Annotated in this window: 25 protein-coding genes; 22 read left to right on the top strand and 3 right to left on the bottom strand. The window is 25.7% G+C overall.

All coding sequences use genetic code 4. From position 1 onward, the window contains the following. The first annotated feature begins 20 nt into the window (after window positions 1-20). From AACL10_RS02915 to yihA, 12 genes are all read left to right on the top strand, one after another. Window positions 21-608: an NAD(P)H-dependent oxidoreductase gene (locus tag AACL10_RS02915; RefSeq protein WP_338984403.1), complete on the top strand. Its 588-nt coding sequence runs from the start codon at window positions 21-23 to the stop codon at window positions 606-608. 194 nt (window positions 609-802) lie between these two features. Further along, window positions 803-1531: an ATP-binding cassette domain-containing protein gene (locus tag AACL10_RS02910; RefSeq protein WP_338984401.1), complete on the top strand. Its 729-nt coding sequence runs from the start codon at window positions 803-805 to the stop codon at window positions 1529-1531. Further along, complete coding sequence (locus tag AACL10_RS02905) at window positions 1524-2471, top strand: ABC transporter permease subunit (protein WP_338984400.1); 948 nt, start codon at window positions 1524-1526, stop codon at window positions 2469-2471. Before AACL10_RS02910 ends, AACL10_RS02905 begins: the two co-directional genes overlap by 8 nt. 52 nt (window positions 2472-2523) lie before the next feature. Beyond that, entirely contained in the window at window positions 2524-3081 is a 558-nt protein-coding gene (locus AACL10_RS02900; RefSeq protein ID WP_338984398.1) for a hypothetical protein, read from the top strand. A gap of 155 nt (window positions 3082-3236) precedes the next feature. Beyond that, on the top strand, window positions 3237-3926 hold the full coding sequence (locus AACL10_RS02895) for a hypothetical protein (protein ID WP_338984396.1): 690 nt from the start codon (window positions 3237-3239) through the stop codon (window positions 3924-3926). A 1-nt stretch (window position 3927) separates the two neighbouring features. After that, window positions 3928-4620, top strand: coding sequence for an ABC transporter ATP-binding protein (locus AACL10_RS02890; protein ID WP_338984394.1), 693 nt, complete (start codon window positions 3928-3930; stop codon window positions 4618-4620). A 19-nt stretch (window positions 4621-4639) separates the two neighbouring features. After that, window positions 4640-5599, top strand: coding sequence for a hypothetical protein (locus tag AACL10_RS02885; RefSeq protein ID WP_338984392.1), 960 nt, complete (start codon window positions 4640-4642; stop codon window positions 5597-5599). A 50-nt stretch (window positions 5600-5649) separates the two neighbouring features. After that, a complete protein-coding gene (locus tag AACL10_RS02880) occupies window positions 5650-6087 on the top strand; it encodes a hypothetical protein (RefSeq protein ID WP_338984390.1) in 438 nt (145 codons plus the stop codon). Between the two features lie 145 nt (window positions 6088-6232). Continuing rightward, entirely contained in the window at window positions 6233-6769 is a 537-nt protein-coding gene (locus AACL10_RS02875; protein ID WP_338984388.1) for a hypothetical protein, read from the top strand. A gap of 350 nt (window positions 6770-7119) precedes the next feature. Further along, a complete protein-coding gene (locus AACL10_RS02870; RefSeq protein ID WP_338984385.1) occupies window positions 7120-7326 on the top strand; it encodes a hypothetical protein in 207 nt (68 codons plus the stop codon). A 54-nt stretch (window positions 7327-7380) separates the two neighbouring features. Continuing rightward, window positions 7381-7707, top strand: coding sequence for a hypothetical protein (locus AACL10_RS02865; RefSeq protein WP_338984383.1), 327 nt, complete (start codon window positions 7381-7383; stop codon window positions 7705-7707). A 28-nt stretch (window positions 7708-7735) separates the two neighbouring features. Further along, on the top strand, window positions 7736-8326 hold the full coding sequence (gene yihA / locus AACL10_RS02860; RefSeq protein ID WP_338984380.1) for a ribosome biogenesis GTP-binding protein YihA/YsxC: 591 nt from the start codon (window positions 7736-7738) through the stop codon (window positions 8324-8326). A gap of 35 nt (window positions 8327-8361) precedes the next feature. Here the strand turns inward: yihA and AACL10_RS02855 are convergent, their stop codons facing one another. After that, entirely contained in the window at window positions 8362-9009 is a 648-nt protein-coding gene (locus AACL10_RS02855; RefSeq protein WP_338984379.1) for a nitroreductase family protein, read from the bottom strand. Between the two features lie 388 nt (window positions 9010-9397). Here AACL10_RS02855 and AACL10_RS02850 point away from each other — a divergent pair, with 388 nt between their 5' ends. From AACL10_RS02850 to AACL10_RS02835, 4 genes are all read left to right on the top strand, one after another. Continuing rightward, on the top strand, window positions 9398-10018 hold the full coding sequence (locus tag AACL10_RS02850; protein WP_338984377.1) for a hypothetical protein: 621 nt from the start codon (window positions 9398-9400) through the stop codon (window positions 10016-10018). Between the two features lie 104 nt (window positions 10019-10122). Next, a complete protein-coding gene (locus tag AACL10_RS02845; protein WP_338984375.1) occupies window positions 10123-10986 on the top strand; it encodes a Cof-type HAD-IIB family hydrolase in 864 nt (287 codons plus the stop codon). A gap of 24 nt (window positions 10987-11010) precedes the next feature. After that, entirely contained in the window at window positions 11011-11688 is a 678-nt protein-coding gene (locus AACL10_RS02840) for a hypothetical protein (protein ID WP_338984372.1), read from the top strand. A gap of 15 nt (window positions 11689-11703) precedes the next feature. Further along, on the top strand, window positions 11704-12048 hold the full coding sequence (locus AACL10_RS02835) for a hypothetical protein (protein ID WP_338984369.1): 345 nt from the start codon (window positions 11704-11706) through the stop codon (window positions 12046-12048). Window positions 12049-12076: 28 nt separating this feature from the next. On the opposite strand, the gene AACL10_RS02830 is transcribed toward AACL10_RS02835, so the two are convergent. Next, on the bottom strand, window positions 12077-12907 hold the full coding sequence (locus tag AACL10_RS02830; RefSeq protein WP_338984366.1) for an SDR family oxidoreductase: 831 nt from the start codon (window positions 12905-12907) through the stop codon (window positions 12077-12079). Window positions 12908-13034: 127 nt separating this feature from the next. On the opposite strand from AACL10_RS02830, the gene AACL10_RS02825 reads away from it, so the two are divergent. Together AACL10_RS02825 and AACL10_RS02820 are read left to right on the top strand one after the other, a co-directional pair. Further along, a complete protein-coding gene (locus AACL10_RS02825) occupies window positions 13035-13739 on the top strand; it encodes an ABC transporter ATP-binding protein (protein WP_338984363.1) in 705 nt (234 codons plus the stop codon). Further along, window positions 13739-14671, top strand: a complete 933-nt coding sequence (locus AACL10_RS02820; protein ID WP_338984361.1) for an ABC transporter permease — start codon at window positions 13739-13741, stop codon at window positions 14669-14671. The genes AACL10_RS02825 and AACL10_RS02820 overlap by 1 nt, the downstream gene beginning before the upstream one ends. 43 nt (window positions 14672-14714) lie before the next feature. Here AACL10_RS02820 and AACL10_RS02815 read toward each other — a convergent pair whose 3' ends face one another. Beyond that, complete coding sequence (locus AACL10_RS02815) at window positions 14715-15551, bottom strand: SDR family oxidoreductase (RefSeq protein ID WP_338984359.1); 837 nt, start codon at window positions 15549-15551, stop codon at window positions 14715-14717. 943 nt (window positions 15552-16494) lie between these two features. Here AACL10_RS02815 and AACL10_RS02810 point away from each other — a divergent pair. The 4 genes from AACL10_RS02810 to AACL10_RS02795 all read left to right on the top strand — a co-directional run bounded on the left by AACL10_RS02810 (window position 16495) and on the right by AACL10_RS02795 (window position 21657). Beyond that, a complete protein-coding gene (locus AACL10_RS02810) occupies window positions 16495-17193 on the top strand; it encodes a GntR family transcriptional regulator (protein ID WP_338984356.1) in 699 nt (232 codons plus the stop codon). Window positions 17194-17217: 24 nt separating this feature from the next. Continuing rightward, window positions 17218-19122 (top strand): PTS transporter subunit EIIC, encoded by a 1905-nt coding sequence (locus AACL10_RS02805; protein ID WP_338984354.1) that lies wholly within the window; start codon window positions 17218-17220, stop codon window positions 19120-19122. A 158-nt stretch (window positions 19123-19280) separates the two neighbouring features. Beyond that, window positions 19281-20732, top strand: coding sequence for a glycoside hydrolase family 32 protein (locus AACL10_RS02800; protein ID WP_338984352.1), 1452 nt, complete (start codon window positions 19281-19283; stop codon window positions 20730-20732). Between the two features lie 4 nt (window positions 20733-20736). Then, window positions 20737-21657, top strand: a complete 921-nt coding sequence (locus AACL10_RS02795; RefSeq protein WP_338984350.1) for a carbohydrate kinase — start codon at window positions 20737-20739, stop codon at window positions 21655-21657. The last annotated feature ends 43 nt before the right edge of the window (window positions 21658-21700 follow it).

Raw genomic sequence — 21700 nt, 5'->3', positions numbered from 1 at the left:
TAAGGGGGATATAATTTTTTATGAAAACAATTGTAGTAATAGCAAATCCCAAACCAACTAGTTTCAACCATGCAATAGCTGATTCTGTTGTAGAAGGGCTAAAAATAGCAAATAAGGAATATGAAATTTGAGATTTAAACAAAATGCATTTCAATCCAGTTATTAGTAAAGAAGAATTTGAAGCATTTGGTTATGCTGAATATGATCCAAACTTGGAACATTTCATTGATGTATTGAAAAATGATTGTGAACAAATAATATTTATTTATCCAATAGTATTTTTTGAAATGCCAGCAATTTTAAAAGGATTCTTTGATAGAGTATTTATCGGAACTTTAATAAAAGATGGTGAAAACCCAGTTGATTGAAAACCTTCAATCAATGTTGAAAAAACTTTCATTATAGAAACAGCGCTTGGAGATATGTGAGAAATTGCAACAAACCAAACAAAGAGAAATAATGAAGCTTTAACAGCTCAAGTAATGAGAAAATTAGGTCTATATAACCCAATTATCGAAACTTACAAAAGTCTTGGTAAATCAACTCTAGAAGAGCGTCAAGCATTCTTAAAAAGAATGACAAAACAATTCTCAACATTTAATATTTAATAAAAGACCTTTTGGTCTTTTTTTAATTTTCTATTTTACATAAAAATATTTTTTTATGTAAAAGGTGTTTTATAAAAATTATGACTGCTAACTAACTATGTTAACATAAATAATATTTATTTAAATTATTGTAATAATTTTTTAATAAATATATTGTTTGTTTTAAAAAAATTAAATATTAAGGAAGTATATAAATGATTAAAATAAATAATATTTCAAAAATATATGGAAGTTATCTTGCTAATGAAGATATAACATTAACAATTGAAAAAGGCGAAATATTTGGTGTTCTTGGACCAAATGGTGCTGGTAAAACAACATTAATAAGTCAAATAATGGGTTTTATTAAATCAACAAAAGGAGACATTATCATTAATGGTTTTAATCCGTGATTAGAAGCAGAAAAAGTTATGAATAGTGTTGGATTTATCGCTGGTGAAATAAAATTATATGAAAATATGAAAGTTAAAGATTTCATTAAAATTTATAAAAATCTTAATGAAAATGTAGATGATTCTTTTTTAAGTAACTTAATAAAGCTTTTTGAACTAGATTTAAATAAAAAGATTAAACTTTTATCTAAAGGTAATAAACAAAAGGTTTCTATTATTTGTTCGCTTATGTCAAAACCAAAAATTTTAATTTTAGATGAACCAACTAGTGGTTTAGATCCAATTATGCAAAACAAATTTAACATTTTAATGCTTGAACTAAAAAAACAGGGAACAACAATAATCTTGTGTTCTCATATATTTCAAGAAATAGAAAAGCTTTGTGATAGAGTAGTTCTTTTAAAAGAAGGAAAAATGGTTGAAGTTATTAATTTAGTTGAAGGCCCCAAAATTGATTTAGAAAAAAAATTCAATGAAACATTTAAGGTTTCAAATAATCAAATAGAGGAAATGGTGTTTAATTATGAATAAAATTAATTTTAATGTTAAAAATAAACTTATATGAAATCACTTATCAATTAATAAAGCGATGATTATATTTTTTACAGTGTTTTATTTTTTAGTAACGCTTGCCTTACTTAGCATGGGATTAATTAAATATTATGATTTTGTAAAATTCCCTTATATTGCTCCAACTTCAATACATGCTGAAATTGACAATGGACATGGTAGTCATGGATCATATGGGATAATATCATGGAGTATATATAGTTCTCTATCTACAGCTATATATAGTGTTCCAGGAATTACAATTTTTCTAATTGCAAATATTTACCTTATTAATAAAATAATTATTAAAGAGTTAAATGAAGGTCAAATCTCTATTTGAATGAGTTTTAGTTTTTCGAGATTTAAAGTTATTTTTTCTAAAATTTTAACAATTTTTATAATAAATCTAATAATTTTCTCTTTTTCATTTATTTTAATAATTATATTTTCATCATTCGCACAAGATTCAAAACAATATATTGGATTTGTGTTTATGTATTCTTTACAATTTATTACATTTATAATTTTATTAGTTTCTATTTTAATAATTTTCTCGATTTTGTTTAATCAAAAGAGTGTTTTATTAAATGTTGTGTTTGGATTATTTATTTTCTGAATTTTATCTACTTGAATTTTAAATCTGGTTTATGATCTTTCAGATGGAACTATAAAAATGTTGAAATATGTTAAATTTATATCTCCTCAATCATTATTGTTACCTGTTATGAATTTTGGTTCAGAAAATGTCAATCTTATTGAAGAATATGAGTATGGTAAATATAAAGTAACTATTAAACAAGCCACTTTAAAAGAAGTGCTTTGAGCAATTAAAAGTACAGTTTTAATTTTATTAATGATATCGATTGTAGTGATAAATTATTTCTCAATTCGTATTTTCAAAAATAAAGATATAAAAATATAGAATCTAAATTTTTGATTAATTTTTTTAAACGAATTAAAAGAAAGGAAAATTTATGAAAAATTTTTTAAAATTAAATTTATTATCTTTATTTGGTTCTGCGTTTTTAGGAACAACCTCTAGTTCTATAAATGAAAATACAATTCAACCTTATTTGGTTGATGGTGTATGAGAAAAAGTGTTTTTAAAACATAATATTAATACTCCTCCAGCAGGAACTCATGATGTTGAAGATACAGAAACAGAAACTTGATCAGCTAGTTCCTTAGAGTGAGAAACTATTTTATCAAAAAGAAATGAAATAACAGCTATAGGTAATTTTGATTTTGGAACTTATAAAGATCCACTAAATATGAATAGAATACAATTACAAAAAAATGAGGACTTATCAGATTCTACTATTAGAGTTTGAAAATTTCATAAACAACATGATGCATGAAAAGGTTGAGGACATCAAACATCTTCTATAACTTTAAAAGTTACAGCAAAATACGATACAGTAAATGCAATTGTAGGAATTACTTTGGTTTCATACATTTATGCAAGAACAGCTGGATCAACACATCAATGTAGAACCTCTTCTGAAATTAATAAGATTGATTTCAAAGGTTAGAACTAAATAAATTTTAAAAAATCATATTTATATATGATTTTTTAAGAACTTGGGTAAAAATAATTGTTAAAAAAAATTATGCTATAATCACAAGCATAGGTACTTTTAAATAGATAAATTATTAAAAATTTTATGCTAATTAGAAGGAGACTATTATGACAAAATTATTAAATATATGTAATGTAAGTTTATTTATGTCAACATTTATATTTTCACACTCTAGTCAAAATATAAATTCTTTAAATAGTGATGAACAAGTTTCATCAAAATTATTTAAAAGCACAAATATTTGAGAAGAAACAAACATTGAAAATAAAGAAGGTGACTATTCTAGGTGAAGTTCAAAAAGTGAAAAAATTTTAACAGCTACAAATGTTTACACATATTCTAATCAGATAGGTGACTTAGAATATATTTATAAAAACTATAAATCAGTTGAAATAACATTTGATATAAAGATTGGTATTTATGCTTCAAGTGGTGGAGAATATAATTTTTTTGATAGAACTTTAAAGTTTACTACCTTTTTAAAAGATGTAAAAGGTCCTGAAAGCAATATATTACCAGATAATGAAGAAAAACAACAAAATAGTATAAACATAACTGGTAATCATTGATCTGGTTATGGCTTTATTGGAAAGCAAACTGGAACATTTGTTTTCGAACATTCAACAGGTAATTATGCGAAATGGGCATTTATAAATGTTGGAGCTTTTTGATCTGATTCAGGAAACTTAATTGTAAGACATAATGGAAAATATAGCTTTAAAAATGCAAGTGGATCAAAAAAATATATAAATACCTATCGAAAAGTAAAATCTATTGATTTCATACCTAATTACTAAAATGATAAAAGTAAATAAAGTTAGTAAAAAAATTGGAAATAATGAAATTAATAGAAATATTACAATAGATATAAAAGAAAAAGGTATTTATGGAATACTTGGACCAAATGGTGCAGGTAAAACAACATTAATTAGGCAAATTATGGGATTTATAAAACCATCTTTTGGAGAAATAACATTAAATGGAATTAACCCTTGAAATAACTCTCAAGTACTAATGCAAGATGTGGGTTATGTTGCAGGTGAAGTCATTTTATTTGATGAGCTAACAGGAAAAGAATATTTAGACTTTATTAAAAGTTTTAAAAACATCGATCAAAACAAATATTTTGAAGAATTATTAATTAAATTTAATTTAGAAAATGATTTAAAAACTAAAATAAAAAATATGTCAAAAGGAACAAAGCAAAAAGTTGCTATAGTTTCTGCGTTAATAAATAAACCAAAAATTTTAATTTTAGATGAACCAACTAGTGGTTTAGATCCTTTAATGCAAAATATTTTTAATGAAGAAATTAAATATTTAATAAATTTAGGAACAACAGTTTTAATGTGTTCACATATATTTGAAGAAATTAAAAAATTATGTGATGAAATTGGTTTTTTAAAAAATGGTGAAATAATTAAAGAAATAAAAATCAGTGAATATAATGTAGAAGATATGGAGAAAGACTTTTTAAGTCTCTATAAATAATATGAATTTTTTAATAAAAATGAAAAACGACAACAAAATTATCTTGTCTCATTTAAGGATGTATTGAAAACCATTAACTTATTTTTTAACGATATTAACACTATATACAATTTCATTGTTATCTGTTGGAATGTTTTCAAATATTGAGGGTAATTCATTTTCTTTACATTTTGGTGGACCATATATTGGAAAAATTGAAATGTGATATAGTAGTTCTAGTGAACTACCTTTTCAATACAGAGAACATATAGAAAATTATTATTCAAAGTGAATTTCAGAAATATTATTTATTGGACCCACAACAGTATTTTTAAGTATTGCAACAGCTTACTTTATTAATAAATTTTTCACTTCAGAAATAAAAGAGGGGAAAATTGTTACATGATTAACTTTGCCCATTTCTAAACAAAAAATATTTTTAATGAAAGCTGTATCAATAATTATAATAAACATAATTTTAACATCTTCAGTATCTATGGTTACTTTGATATTTTGTTCTACTGCTCAAGATGCAAACAAATATTTTTTAAGATTATTCTGATATTGTTTACAATTTATAATTTTTAATATATTTTTAACAACAATATTTATAATGATTGGTTTGACTTTGGTAAAAAAACCTTCATTTATAAGTATATTAATTTTTACAGCAATCATTATATATATTTTTACAATGTGATTATTGTATTACTTTTATAAAAGCGGCGGGGGAAATACACCCAACAATCCTTTTAAAGGATTTGCAGCTGTTGAATTTTTAACATTAGATAAATTAATTATGAATCCTTTAAATTTTGGAAATGAATTTAGTGAAAATAAATGAAAAGATGAATATAAATATTTCTGAACTATATATGAATATTTTATTAAAGATAACATCTATCTAAATATCTTTATTCCTATAATTTATCTAGGATCCTCAACTGCAGTTATTTATTTAACTTCAATTTATATTAAGAAAATTGATTTATTTGTTTAAATCTTTGCAAAAATATTTACAAAGATTTAAACGTTAAGAAGGAGAAAAAAATGAAAAAAATAATTAGTTTATTAAGTGTTTTTGGATTAATAACAAATGTAAGTGTTGCATCTACAAGTTGCAGGGTAATTTCCACTCCTGGAGAAGATGCTGAAAAAATGAGCAAAGAAAAAAGAATTGAAAAAATTAATTATTTGTTTAGTATACAAAAATCAGTAGAACATTTAATTAATACAATAAAAGATGGGGAACCAGAAGCTGCTGGATATGATTGATGAACTAAAAGGAATGAAGTATTGATAGAAATTTATAAATTTGATAAAGGGGAAAATTTAGTTGAAGACGTTAAGGGTATAAGAAGAGAAGAAGTTATTCAAAATGTTAAAATGGATAAAGCTATAGAAACTCTTAAAGAATTTGGAATAAAGGATCAAAGTGTAATTGAAACAATCAATCAAAGAATTAAAGAATATTGAAATGTATTATAATTTATAAATAAAAAAGCAATAGATAATTATCTTTTGCTTTTTTATTGCATTTATGTGTTATTTTAAATTAAAACTAGTTTTTAAACACAACACTATATACAATTATTAATTGTTATAATAAAACAAGTTAAAGGGGTTTTGTAATATGACAACAAAAGACATTATGATCATTGTTATAGTTTCTATTTGAATAATAGCAACTCTAATTACGGGCCTATTAGCTTTAATTTTTAAAGAAAAATACAAAAACTATAAAACACAAAGCGAATTGATTAAAAATCAGTTTGTTCAAGAAGAAAATAGATTTGAATTAAAGGAACAAAAAATAGAATTTGATTTACCAAAAGATGAAAAATGTTATTTTTTTCAAGATAATGTCGATTTAAAGAATGTGAAACTTAAAAATAAAAAAGTTAAATCAAACTATAAAAAAGACTTAAAAGAATCAAATGTAAATTGTTCTATTTATGTAACTAATAAAAGAATGATGGTTAAGTTAAATGACCAGTATTTACAATATGATTTAACAAATACTGTATATTGTCACTATATTTTAAAATATTTTAAAAAAAATTGAATTTTTTTAATACAAATTGAAATTAATGACGATATATATATTGTAGGGAGTTTAGAGTTTTCTTTACTGCTTACGTTAAAAGAAATAACTAAAAAGGAGGGTTAAAAATGTTAAACCAAAACACTTTAATTAGTAGTAATATTATAGGTTTTATATTAATGATATTAACAACAGCTGTTTTATTCTTTATTTTTAGCCTTTATTTGAAAAGAATAAAAAAGATTAATATGATCAGACCTGAAAATAGTTATTTCAATAAAAAAATCCATTTATTATTTGTTTATTATTTTTTCATAGGTTTTATACCAATGTTTTTGATAATAACTATTATTTTTTCCATAAGTTTAGCAATTAAAAGTTCTATAATTGCTTATGTATTTGCGGTGTGTTATCTCCTTTACACCATCCAATTATTAATATTTATTATTTTCCAATCCAAAAAACAATATTCAATAGTGGCCTTTGAATATGAGAAACAGTTAATTTTATTCGATGAAGTTATTAAAATTGATGATATCTTGTCTGTAAGTCACAACCTTAAGAGAACTGTTATTTTTATATCATTTAAAGATCAAAATAACCTAGAAGATTTAATTAAAATACCCTATAACTGACAGTTAATGGACTATTTAAAGTCTCTAAACTTAAAAATAAACAACTAAATTAGTAAAAATGTTTTATAATCATAGTATAGTTTGAATGGGGTGCTTATTACAATGTTAGATAAATTTTTAAATAAAAACGAAAAAAAGTTATTTTCTATTAAAACATTAAAAAAAATTAAAAGACAAGATTTTAGAAGTTACTTAGACATGGAAGAAACTATCTTAGAATCAATGAAACAACAATATGACATTGAAAAAAAATATAATAATAAAGTTTTAGAGCAAAGAATAGCTGGTCAACAACATTTTGTTGATACTTTAAATAAGTACTATAACGAAGTTCTATTAAAAAGAAGAGAAGTAATCAAAGATGAAACTGATTACATCACTGAAGAATTTGAAAATATGTTAAAAGAATATATTAAAATTCAAAAATAATTTATAAAAAAGTGGAGATTAATACATTATGATAAAACAAGCTAAATTTATTACTTCAGCTGCTAACAAAAGTGGTTGATTAAAGGATAACATTCCTGAAGTTTGTTTTATAGGTAGAAGTAATGTAGGAAAATCCACTTTTATTAACGCTTTGACAAACCAAAACAAACTTGCAAAAACATCATCAACTCCAGGTAAAACAAGACTTTTAAACTTCTTTGACATTAATAATAGTCAATTTAGAATAGTTGATGCTCCTGGATATGGTTATGCGAGAGTTAATCATGATCAAAAATTAGCATTTGCTAAAATGATGGATGAATATTTAACAAACAGAGATGAACTAAAATTCATTTGTCAGTTAGTAGATATGCGTCATCCTCCAACAAAAGATGATGTAGAGATGTATAACTTCTTTAAACATCATGAAATTAAAGTCTTTATTGTTGCAACAAAAAGAGATAAGTGTAAGAAAAATGACATTCAAAAAAATGAAAAGATAATTAAAAAAACTTTAGATTTTGATCCAAATGATAGATTCTTATCAATATCTTCAACAGAAAAGAGTAACTTAGATAAAGTTTATGACATTTTTATGGAAATGTTTGAAATGAATTAAAAAAAAATATCACATTAAGTGATATTTTTACTTTTTTATTTAACTATTTTGTAAGCTTTTTCAGCAGGTCTTCTAGTTTTTGTAAATGCGTGGTGGAATTCTTGATTTGTATCAACTTTACCAACAAACATACCAACTAAAACTTTTTCATCTTTAGAATTAATTAAACCGTGTTTTTCAAGAATTGCTGCAATTCCTTTTTGGTCAAATCCTTCACTTGCACAAACATCTAATCCTAATTCTTGTGCTGTGTTTAAAACAGTTCCTAATGAAATGTATGCTTGTCTTGCAACTCATTCATCTCTTGTCATTTCAAGAGTAGGCAAGATTGCATCAACTCCTCCATACATCATTTCTCTAATGTTTTCAAAATCAGCTGGAATTGCTCTTTCAACTTGTTCTTTAAAGTGAGTAGCTTTTAAGTAATCTTCTCTAAATCCAACTCAAATTAACATTGCAGATGATTGAGTTACACCAACTTGATTTCATCAAACTGGTAATAATTCTTCTCTAATTTCTTTATTCTCGATCATTAAAACTCTAAAAGGTTCCATACCAAATGAACTTGGTGCGAATCTAATTGATTCTAATAATTCTGTTTTTTGTTCGTCACTTAATTTAAAATCTTCAACGTATCTTTTTGCTGAAATACGTTCTTCTAACATTTGTAAGCTTTTTGTCATTTTCTTTTTTTCCTTCTATTGAAAAAAGACAACTAATTAAAGATAGTAAAAATATTTAGTTTTCTCAAAAACTAAATTAATCTATACAATTTATTAACTTTTCTTCAGTAATTAAACCATTTGTCTTTTAAACATTTTTTATAATTAAGTAATATGTAAAACATTTGTTTTCCATAGTACTTAATTATTATAACTAAAATAGTTTTAAATAAACAAAAATGTTTTAATTTCATATTGATCAAATCAAAAAAGTAAAAATCTTTACTATATAAAAAACTCTTTTCCAACATATAAATTTATAATTTATAAAAGAAAATATTTAAATCTAAAGAATATTAATTTATTTAATAATTTAAAATGAAATTTTTTATAAAAGGGAGTTTTTATTGTGTATGACTTTAGTTTGGTAGATTTAATATCTTTAATATCTGGTATAGTAAGTCTAATTTTAGCAACTTTTATATCAATATGAATTTATAGAAAAGAAGACTATAAAGACTTTTACAAAGAATTTAAAGAAAAGTATTTCTTTACTTTTAATAAGGTTTTAATAAAAGATATAAATTCATTTATTGCAATGGAAAAAATAAATAATGAAAGTATAGATTTGATTGAAAATCACTTAAATAAAGTTTTATATTTCATCTCTTTTTTAAGTGAAAATAAGCAAAATATAAATAAAGTATTTAAAAGATATAAAACAAATATTAAAATGCACCTTAAGAATTTACAAAGTGATTCAATAATTTTTAAAGGTAAAAAAATAAACAAAATACCAGAAATTGAAAAAGAGTTTTATGCTAATTTTTTAAATAAGAATATGAATAATGTTTTTTTAGAATTTAACAATATATACAATAACTTATTAACTTCTTTTTTTAGCAAAAAAAATAGTGATAAAAACTTAGATAAAATAGAAGATATATTTACATTTCTGTCTAAAAATGAACCAGACATAATACTTACAATAGTTAAGTTATATAATTTATCTAAAATTATGGATTATTAAAGGGCAATAAAATGAATCCTATAAACAATACACTCTTATATTTCTAAAATATAATCATTTTTAAGTTTTCAAGTTAAAATATTCTTATAACAAGGAGCGTTAAAATGAAAGAAATTAAAAAGATAGCAGCCACAGATATGGATGGCACAATTATCTATGAATGAGATAATGTTAGTGAAAAAAACAAAGAACAGTTATTAAAGTTCCAAGAAGAATCAAACAATAGTTTAACTATTGTAACTGGAAGAAACTATTTTATGGCAGATTTTGCTGCAAAAGCATTAGAAGTTAAGTTGCCAGTTATTTGTTCTAATGGTGCATCAGTTATTGATCCACACACTTATGAATATGTTGCTAAAAATCACTTCTCAAAAGAAGAGATAAAAGAAATTATGCAAAGATTTTTAGGGTCAACTGTTGATATTTGTATATCAAATGACTTTAGAACACACTACATTAAAGAAGATGATTGACAAGAAATGCTAAGAGATAGCAAAGCACAAATAGATTTTTCAAATCTTCCTGATCCTCAAATACTTTATAAATATGATAACTTAGAACATATGATAGAAGAGGGACTTGATCTTGATGAAAGTTTTCCTGTGTTGGTTGCGAACACAACTAATAAAGAAGAATATGAGTTAGTATGTAAAGTTATAAAAGAATTTGATTTATTAGCTTTAGAATTTCCTAAAGATGAATGATATAGAATCGAAATGTTTAAAAAAGATGTAACTAAATCTTGAGGATTAAATGCTTTGTTAGATCATGTAAACTTATCAAAAGAAGATATTCATGTGTTTGGTGATGAACACAATGACTATCCAATGTTTAAAGACTTTCCACATTGTTATGCAATGGGAAATGCAATTGAAGGTATAAAAGAATTGGCAAAAGAAGTTATTGACACAGTACAAAATGCTGGTGTTGGTAAAAAACTTAACGAAATGATAGAAGAATTTAAATAGAAAAAATTTTAAGGGTAATTAAATATGAAATTAAACGATACATTTAATTTGATTCCAAATAAAGAATCAAGAAACAGAATTGTTTTAGCACCAATGGATATTCAAGCTGCAACTGACGGATTTGTAAATGATATGCACATACAACATTATGGAGCAAGAGCTTATGGTGGGGTAGGTACTATTATTGTTGAAGGAACTGCAATTACAAGTGATGGAAGATACAGAGAAAAAAGTTTAGGTATTTGAAAAGATGAGCACATTGAAGGTTTAAAAAGAATAGTAAACATTTCTCATTGTGGAGGAAGTGTTGTTGGAATTCAATTATTCCACGGTGGTTCAAAATCTCAATTAGAAGAGGGAATAAGAAGTATTAATACTTACTTTGACTTCTTAGATCAAAGTAATTTAAAAATAATTGACTTAAAAGAATTATATGAAATTGCAGATGAATTCATTAGAGCTGCAAAAAGAGCTCAAGAAGCTGGTTTTGACTTTATAGAAGTTCATATCGGAGATGGAACTTTACTATCTAACTTACTTATTAAAGAATTAAATACTTTAATAAAAGAAGATGATATGGCAAAAAGAATAGAACCAATCATTTACATATTAAAAAACATTAAAGAAAATATTGGTATTCCAACAGGAATAAGATTATCTGTAAATGATGATAATCCTGATGGAATTAAAGTAGAAGATTAGAAAGAAATAGTTTCATTGCTTGAACCATACTTATCTTTCTTACATGTAAGTGGTGGAGATATTCTTTCAAAAAGAAAATCTACAATTGGAGCAGAAAATAAAGTTAAATTACATAGACTTGATTATTCAGTTCAATTAAAACAATATACAAAATTGCCAGTAATTACTTGTGGTAATTATGATTGCAAAAACGATGTAAATGAAGCTCTTGAAAAAGGTGTTGATGGAGTTGTAATTGGAAGATGTTTAATTGCAAATGCTAGTTTTGTAATGACAAACTTATTACAAGTTGATCATATTGATGATAAATATCACTGAAATAATAACCCTTGATATAAACACTCAGACTTTATAAAATAAAAACCCAACTTATGTTGGGTTTTGTTTATTAATCTTCTACGTGTAAATTTGTAGCTTCCTCTTTAATTGCTTCCATATCAGCTGTTAATCTACCAATTTTTACTTCTGCAAAGTGATTTGAATCTCTTCCTGGGAATATATGTAAAGGTAAATTATCTTTTTTAGATAATTCAATTAAGAAATCAGCATATCTAACTGGATCTCCATCTTGTTTTTTATCAAAGCCTTTTAAAGTATCAAATCATTGATCTCTTCCAAATTTATATTCTTTAAATTGACCTTTTCCTGACATGATTTCTTTTCTAAAGAAGTCACTTCTAAATCCTCCATTTTTTAAACTAGAAATTGTTATTCCTAAAGGTTTTAATTCATGACTAACACTTTCTGCTCAACCATCAAGAGCAAATTTTGGTGCTCCAAATACTGTTGAATAAGGGAAACCTGCATAACCTCAGTTAGCTGAAGTTATAAAGATATGACCACTTTTTTGTTCTCTAAAGTAGGGAAGAGCAGCTCTCACTGTGTTGATTGCTCCATAAAAGTTAACATCCATACTTTTTCTTATATCTTCTTCACTTGATTCTTCAAATGTTCAAAGTCTTGTGTAAGCTGCATTTGTAACTAAAACATCTAATTGACCAAATTTATCAACAGTTTCTTTAACTGCTTTGTCCATTTCGCTTTGTACAGTTACATCTGCTTTTAAAGCTAATAAGTTATCGCTTTTGATTGTTTTTAAAATCTTTTCTGGTGTTCTACTAGTTGCTGCAACTTTAAAACCTTGCTCAACTAGTTTTTTTACTAATTCAAAACCAAGTCCTTGGCTTGCTCCAGTTATAAATCAAACGTTGTTTTTCATTATTTATTTACCCCTTTAATAAGATTATTATAGTTTATATTCAATAAAATAGGCACTTTTTATTTTATAAATTAAAATATTTTATATTTTTTTGATATATACTTTTTTCTATAAGGAGAAAATAGAAATGCAAACAATCATTGACGTAAAAAATATTTCAAAATCGTTTGGCAAAAAAATTATCTTTAAAGACTTTAGTTTATCAATAAACGAAGGTCAACGAATAGCTTTAATGGGAGCTAATGGATGTGGTAAAACAACATTAGTTGAAATGATAGCTCAATTCAATAAACCTGATTCAGGTGAAATTGTAATTAACTTAAATAACAATATTAAACAAGAAATAGGGATTCAACTACAAGAAGGTAGTTGACCTACAGGGATAACTGCACAAAATATGTTGGATTTCTACAAATCAGTTTATCCGAAATTTACAAAAGAATGAGAAGAGAAGTTAAAAAAAGTCTTTGAAATAGATGAATTCATCAACAGACCACTTAAAAAATTAAGTGGTGGTCAAAGACAAAGATTTAACGCTATGATTTCAATCATGAATAATCCAAAAATCATTATTTTAGATGAGCTTACAACAGGACTTGATATGGAATTACAGTTCAAGATCATTGATTTTTTCAAAAAAAATACAAAAGAATTTAAACAAACATTATTATTAGTTTCTCACCACCCAGAAGAAGTGGAAGAAATGTGTGACAGACTTGTTATTATCAAAGATAGCAAAGTTTGATACGATGACTCAGTTGAAAATACAATTAAAAAACATAAGTCTGTAAGAGAACTTATGAATAAATTTTTTAAAGGAGAAGACAAATAATGAATAAAGTTGAAAAACAAACTAAATTTGAAGCAAAAAAACAAATCAGTATTTTCAATAACTTATCTTTATTGTTATTTAAATCATTTATAAAAGAACCTAAATCAATAGTGTTTATGTTAATTGTTCCAATATTTTTTAACATAATGTTCTTCTTTATTATGGGAAGTAAATATAATCAAGTTGGGGATACTGAAAAATATGCAATTCTTTTTTCATATACTTTATTGCCATCAATGACATGTTTAACACTTTTAACACCAGCTGTTGTTGAGTGAAAAAACTCAGTATTTTTAAAGAGAATTGATATAACTGGTATCAGAAAGAGTGTGTTTATTGCAGCTTTATGATTAGTTTATCTAACTGCAGGAATAGTTTCATTCTTTATACTAATGATATTTAATATTATTTTTTCAGAAATTCTGAATGCATCAAGTGGAGGCAATGACCCTACTCTAATTCAATTGATGGGAAAAATTAATTGAGGTTATTTCTTATTGGCGATGATTTTAATTACTTTAACTTCAATTGCACTTGCAACAATGTTTGGTGGGCTGTTTAGTTCATCGGGATCAAGTCAAGGTGTTATAATGATGGTTTACTTCTTTAGTATATTCTTGTCAGGTATTATGTTACCTCCAGAAATATTTGAAACAAGCAAGGGAATGATTATCATGACCTACTTTATTCCTCATAAATATGGAGTATTCCTATTTTTATATGCAACAAGAGGCTGAGGTAAAGGGGGATGAGATGCTCCATTCAATAAACACTACACACAAAAAATGGAAGAAAATGGAATTTTATCTCCAGACAAATTAATTGGTCAAGACTTTACAACAACATGACAACCAATTTTAGGAGCAATCTTAATACTTGCAGCAATCTTTACAATAACAACATTTACATTTAAATGAAGTGCTAAAAAATAATTAAGCAAATTAAAAACCACTTATTCAAGTGGTTTTTTTGTGCTTATTGTACGTGTAAATTTGTAGCTTCTTGTTGAAGTTCTTCCATATCTTTTCTTACAGAAGCGATTTTATCTTCTGCTTTTTTGTAAGCATCTCTACCTGTAAAGATGTGTAATGGAGGTTTGCTATCTTTATTAGTTAAGTTAATAATAAAGTCACAATATTTTTCTGGATCTCCGTCTTGTTGTTTGTTGAATTTAGCCAATCCATCAAAGTATTTGTCTCTTGCTTCTTTGTAATCTGAAATTTTATCTTCTCCAGTTACCATTGAAGTAGATTCTAAGAAGTTTGTTCTAAAACCACCAGGTTTTATACAACTAACTCCAATGTTTAAACCTAAAAGTTCATGACTTAAAGCTTCAGTTCAACCATCAGTTGCAAATTTTACAGCTGCATAAGTTGAAATGTAAGGGTCTCCAACATATCCTCAAACTGATGAAGTAGTAAAGATATGTCCATATTGTTGTTTTCTCATATATGGTAATGCAGCGCGAGTAGCGTTTAATGTACCAAAGAAGTTAACTTCAAAACATTTTCTTATTTCTTCTTCAGTTGTTTCTTCAAAAGTTCAAAGTTGTCCATATCCTGCATTGTTTAATAAGATATCAATTGATCCGAACTTATCAACACAAAGCTTCATTGCTTCATCTAATTCTTTTTGATTAGATAAATCAACTTTGATTGCCATTAAGCAATCATTTTCCCCGACTTGTTCAACTATTTTTTCAGGACTTCTACTTGTAGCAACAACACAATGTCCTTGTTCTAGTAGTTTTTTAACAAAAATTAAACCAAAACCTTGACTGGCTCCAGTTATAAATCACACTTTGTTTTTCATAAAATATTTCACCTCTATGTTTATATTTTAAAACAATATAGCAAGTATAGTGCAAGTAATATTTAAAAAGTGAATATATTATGTTTTCTTAAAAAAAATAGCTAATATATCAGTGTGTTGAACGTAATAGGAAAACATCCAACACTCTCTAATCATAAAAAAAAAAAAAAAAGCAAAGCATAAGTTCAAAGTTAAAAATATTTTATAATTTCAAAAACCAAAAAACATAAAGTACCATTTTCATTGACTCAAATGCTTTTTTTTTTTTTTTTGTAAAAAATTTTTAACTTTAAATAAACCCTAGGTTTTATTGGGTTTTTTAATAAAATTAAATTGAGCCAAGCATTTGTTTGGCTCGCAAAGGAAATGAAATAACTAATATACTAAACGAGAGTTCGCTATAATAAAAGATCCAAATGATGTTTTAATCTCTAACAATATATTATTAATTTAATTTACATTGATACTGCTTAAAAAAACCCTTTCAAAGTGGTATTCATAATTAAAAATGATGTAGTTTTAATTGACTTTTAATAAAGTTTATTAAAAAAACTTTAAAATGGCTATACTGTTAATGTGTGATTGTTATTTATTTTTAAATATCAATAATGCAGTTATTATGTTTAAAGTTGTTGAGTAAAAAAATGTATTGGTTATTTTAAAATTTCCAAAAACTATTCTTATAGTTTTTAAAACTGACTTCTTAGTTGAGTTTTGAGGTCAGTTTTATTGCTTAAAATATTCTTTATAGAATTTAATTCTCTATTTTTTAGAGAATTTTTTTATTTTAAAGACCAAATAATAGAAGAAACTTATAATCATAGGTCTATTATGCCTTTACTTATAAAGTGATAATAATAGTGACATTTTTGATAAGTATTAAATTTAGATAGCAAAACCTATCATTACTTTGTATAATTGTTATATACAAAGGGCTTAATTTATGAATAAAAAATGAGAGATAGTTTTTGATTATTTGATGTATTTAATAAGGGAAAATAAAGTACTTCCAGGAGAAGTGCTTCCTAGTCAAAATATGTTGAAAACCAAATTTAAATATTCAGAACAACCCATAAGAATAGCTTTCAATAAACTAATTGAATTACAGATTGTTAAATCTGTAAATGGTAAAGGTTTTGTTGTTCAAGACAAAGCCTCAAATAACTTATTATTTAGTTTTAGAGAACTATTCCCTGGATCATCAAGTATTTATAGTGAAATAACTGAAATTACTTGCGATAAAGAATTGATGAAAAAAAGTGGATATTTAACAGGTAGTAAACTATTTAAATTTAGATGTATTAGAAGAACACAAGAGGGTGAACTTATCTTGTTCCAAGAAAGTTTAGTGCCTAAAGATAAGTTTAAAAACTTATCAACTGATATTCTTAACCAATTTGGACTACTACATTTTATCGAAAATAACACCAATTCAATAGTTAGTCACTCATCAAAGAAAATATCATTTATTACTGATGCTAAATCTTATTTAAAAGATTTTAACTTAGAGTTAGAAGATATGGATGGATTAATTCTAGATGAAGGTAGAGTTTATGATATATTCGGAGAAGTATTAGAATATAGAAAAAGCTATTACCAACCAAGATTTTTCTCTTGAGACTTTATTGAATGAAGAAAATAGTAAATTCAAGAAAGGTATTTGACCATGGCAAAAGTAAATTATGCTCAAGAAGCACAAAGATTTGTCGAAGCAGTTGGTAAAGACAATATTGATTCATACTTACACTGTGTTACTAGATTACGTTTTAATGTAATTGATAAAGACAAAGTAAATATTGATGCAATTAAAGAGTCTCCAATTGCTAAAGGAACTAACTGAAGTTCAACTCAACTACAAATTATCTTAGGTACAGGTGTAGTTGAAGCTGTTTATGCAGAAGTTCAAAAAATATTAGAAGTTAAAACAACTTCAGTTGCAAATTCTTCAGATTCATCAAAAGGTGAATCATTTGAAGAATTTGCAATGAAAGCAAAAGCAAGTAAAGAAGCATTTAGAAATAAAGGTGGAAAATTTGCTTGAGTACAATTAAGTATGAAAACATTGGGAGATATTTTCTTACCAATTATTCCTGCTATTGTTGCAGCTGGTCTTGCAATGGGGTTTGCTGCATTATTAAAAACAATTATTACACAAACTGGTGGAAGTGTTGATGAAAACCTTTTACTTTGAAGAATTGTAAATATTGTAACTAAAACAGCATTCGATTCACTAGCTGTATTGGTGTGTTGATCTACTGTTAAGAGATTTGGAGGAAATCCAGTCTTAGGTATTATTATAGGTTTAATGTTAGTTTCACCGTTATTACCAAATAAAGGTGATATTACAACATGAAATGCTCAATTAGAATTCATTAAGAATAATGTTCCTGATGGAGGTATGGTTGGTGGAATTCAATGATCAACACCTGGGGATCTTTTAAATCCGGATAATAATGCATGAATTCAAGAATGAATAAAAAATACAGATAAAAATCCAATTGGTGAAACAAAACCATTATACTTATTGTTTATCCCAATAACAGGTTACCAAGGTTCTGTTTTACCAGCTTTAATAATAGGTATTGGTGTGGCTTATTTAGAAAAATGAATTAAAACATGAATGCCAAAATCTGTAAATATTATATTTACTCCATTCTTAACAATATTAATTTCTCTATTGATAGCTTTATTTGCTTTAGGACCAATTTTATTAATGGTTGAACAGGGAGTTTTAATAGGAACACAAGCGGTGTTGAAAATACCATTTGGTTTAGGAACCGGATTAATAGCGGGGTTATTACAAGCTATTGTTATTACTGGTTGTCATCAAGTGTTACAAGGTTTAGAAATGCAATTAGTAATTGATGGTCAAATAAAAGGTGATGGATCAATATTTAATGCAATTTGAACTGCATCAATTATTTCTCAAGGTGGAGCTGCAATGGCTGTTGCTTTAAAAACAAAATCAAAACAAGAAAAAAACTTAGGAATGTCTTCTGCTGTATCAACTATGTTTGGTATTACAGAACCAGCAATTTTTGGAGTTAACCTACCAAAAATTAAACCATTCATTTATGCTTCGATCGGAGGATTTGCTGGTGGATTATTTGCTGGTATTTTAAATGTTAGATGTCAAGGAATGGGTGTTACTGTAATTCCTGGTCTACTACTATACACAGATAGTGTAAGAAACTTATTATTAATCATCTTAGTAAATGCTATTTCATTTGGATCAGCATTTGCATTAACATTCTTCTTCTACTGAGAAGCTGGAAGAAAAGTTACTCAAAAACAAATTGATGCTTATGCAACTAAAGTTGTTAATGCACAAATTGACTTTAAAAAATTTAAAAAACAAACTGATGTTAAAAATCATGAAGAAAAAGTAAAAGCATTTGAAACTAAATTAGAAAAAATGAAAGCTAACGAAGAAAAACTTAAAGAAGATAAAGTTAAATATGAAGCTTACGTTGAAGAAGTTAAAGTTTTAAGAGCAAAAGAAAAAGACGAAAAAGAAAAATTACAAGCTGAAAAAGCTAAAGCTAAAGAAGCTAAACTAAAAGAAAAATAAGCATTAGCAAAACTAAAAGAGGATCCAAAAAAATGAGAAGCTCATTTAGAAAAAGTTAAAGCTGAAAAACAAAAAGCAAAAGCCGCTAAGAAAGCTGAAAAAGCTGAACAAAGAGCAAGAGCTTAATTAAATAAAAAAACCAAAATGGAGATCAAACAATGAAGTGAGAAAAATATAGTTTAATAAACGAAAGTCACTTAGAGCTGATCAAAGAATACCATGATAAAAAAGAAAGTGATTGATACAACAATCAATTTCACTTATCTGGTTATGCAGGTTCTACAAATGATCCAAATGGTTTAGTATACTTCAAAGGACAATATTTTGTATTTATGCAAAGTTGTCCTTTTAGTATAGAACACTGAAATAAATCATGAGGACTTTATACAACAAAAGATTTTATTAATTATACTTATGAAGGTTTAACTTTAATTCCATCAAATGACTATGATAAAAATGGTGTATTTTCTGGAAGTGCAAGAGTTAATTCAAATGGTGAAATGGAAATCTATTACACAGGAAATGTTAAATTTAATGATGTTGATAGAACAAGTTATACACTAAAAGCTTTAATTGATTTAAAAGAAAAAGTTGTAACAAAAGAATTATTATTCGAATGTGACTTAACAAAATACACAGGACACTTTAGAGATCCTATTGTATTTGAAAAAGAAAACAAATTATTTATGTTAAATGGAGCACAAACTTTAGACAAAAAAGGAGTGCTTAATGTTTATGAATTCAATGGTGAAACATGAGAATTCAAAAAAGATGTTTTAGTTGATCAAGGTGATGAACAAAACTCTTATATGGTTGAATGTCCAAACTACTTTGAATTAGATGGTAAGCAATATGTTTTTGCTTGTCTTGAACAAGACTTTCCTTTAAGTGAAGGAAGTCACTTTGTAAAGTACAGAGAAGTTGAAGTTGATGGTGAAGCTAACTTTAAATTTAAAACTGAATTAAGAAAAATTGATTTAGGTTTTGATTTTTATGCTCCACAAGTTTTCAACAATACAGAAGATAGAATTATTATGTTGGGTTGATTAGGAAACTCAAAATCAAATCCTTTTCCACCCGAACTAACAACTTGAAGTAATCACTTAACAGTTCCAAGAGAATTGTTTGTTAAAAATGATTACCTATATCAATTACCAATTAAAGAATTAGAAAACTTGAGATTAGATGAAATTAAATCTCAAGATAATGTTTTCAATTATGAAAATGGTTTAGTTGAAATTTTATCAAACAACATTGAAAACAAAGACTTTGAAATTAAATTAGCAAGTGAAAACAAATTTATCATTTTAAAAAATGAAAATAATAAATTTTCAATCAACAGAACACAAATGGACTACAATGATGAAGAAAACTTACCTTCAATAATTAACTTTGATAACTTAAACGTTAATGATGTTAGAATATTAGTAGACAGAAGTTGTTTAGAAATATTTATCAACGAAGGTCAACATGCAATATCATTGAGATTCTTTATTAAAGATCACAACAAGATTATTACAAATTTAAATGACATAAAAGTTATTCAATTAGATTCAAACAAATATGTTTGAAACAATATTATGTTTAAAAATGAATTAAAGGAAAAATAAAAATATGAAAAAAATAGTTTCAATAGGTGAAGTGTTGATGGATGTGTATTCAGCAAATGGAACTAAACAAGCTGAAGTTGGAGGAGCAAGTTTTAATGTTGCTTGTTCAATTGCGGCGTTAAAAAATAACGAAAGTTATTTTATGGGAAGTTTAGGAAATGACGAATACAAAAATGAAATCAACTCATTCATAGAAAAATTTAATATTAAAACAGATTTCATTGAGCAATCAGAATTACCGACAACTATTGCTAAGGTTACTTTAGATGAAAATAAAGAAAGATTCTTTGAATTCATTAGAAACAGTGATGCTGATTTTCACTTATCAAACTTTAGTGAAGATAAATTAAAAGAAATTGATTTCATTCACTTTGGAAGTGCAACAGCTTTACTTGATGGAGATTTAAATGAATCTTACTGAGATTTATTTAACTTTGCAAAACAAAATAAAACTAAATTTTGTTTTGATCCAAACTTTAGAGATAAACTTTGAACTACTGAAGCCGAAATTAAATTATTCATAAGATTGTGTGCTTCATTTTTAAATGAAGCTAGTTTAATCAAATTAAGTGATGAAGAATTATTATTAGTTACTGGAATGATTAAAGAAGAAAATGCTTTAAAATCATTAATGAAAAATAATCCTAAAGCTTTAATTTGTGTAACAAGAGGAAGCAAAGATACAATGTGTGGGTGAAATGGTGAAATCATTTACGTGCCAACAATTCTTTGTGAAGAACTTGCAGATACAACTGGAGCTGGAGATGCTTTCATTTCAAGTTTAATTAATGAATTTGTAACAAAAGATATTAATGAAAACTCAACAAAAGAAGAAGTGATTGAAATAGTTTCGTCTTCAAATAAATTTGCTAACCAAGCAGTTAGATATCTTGGTGCATTAACTTTCCTAGATAATTTAAACTAAAAATATTTTAGTAATAATAAAATCATTTTATAAATACCTACTA

The organism is Spiroplasma endosymbiont of Diplazon laetatorius, assembly GCF_964019625.1.
Taxonomy (GTDB): domain Bacteria; phylum Bacillota_I; class Bacilli_A; order Mycoplasmatales; family Mycoplasmataceae; genus Spiroplasma_A.
This window is presented reverse-complemented; position numbering and strand designations above follow the sequence as displayed.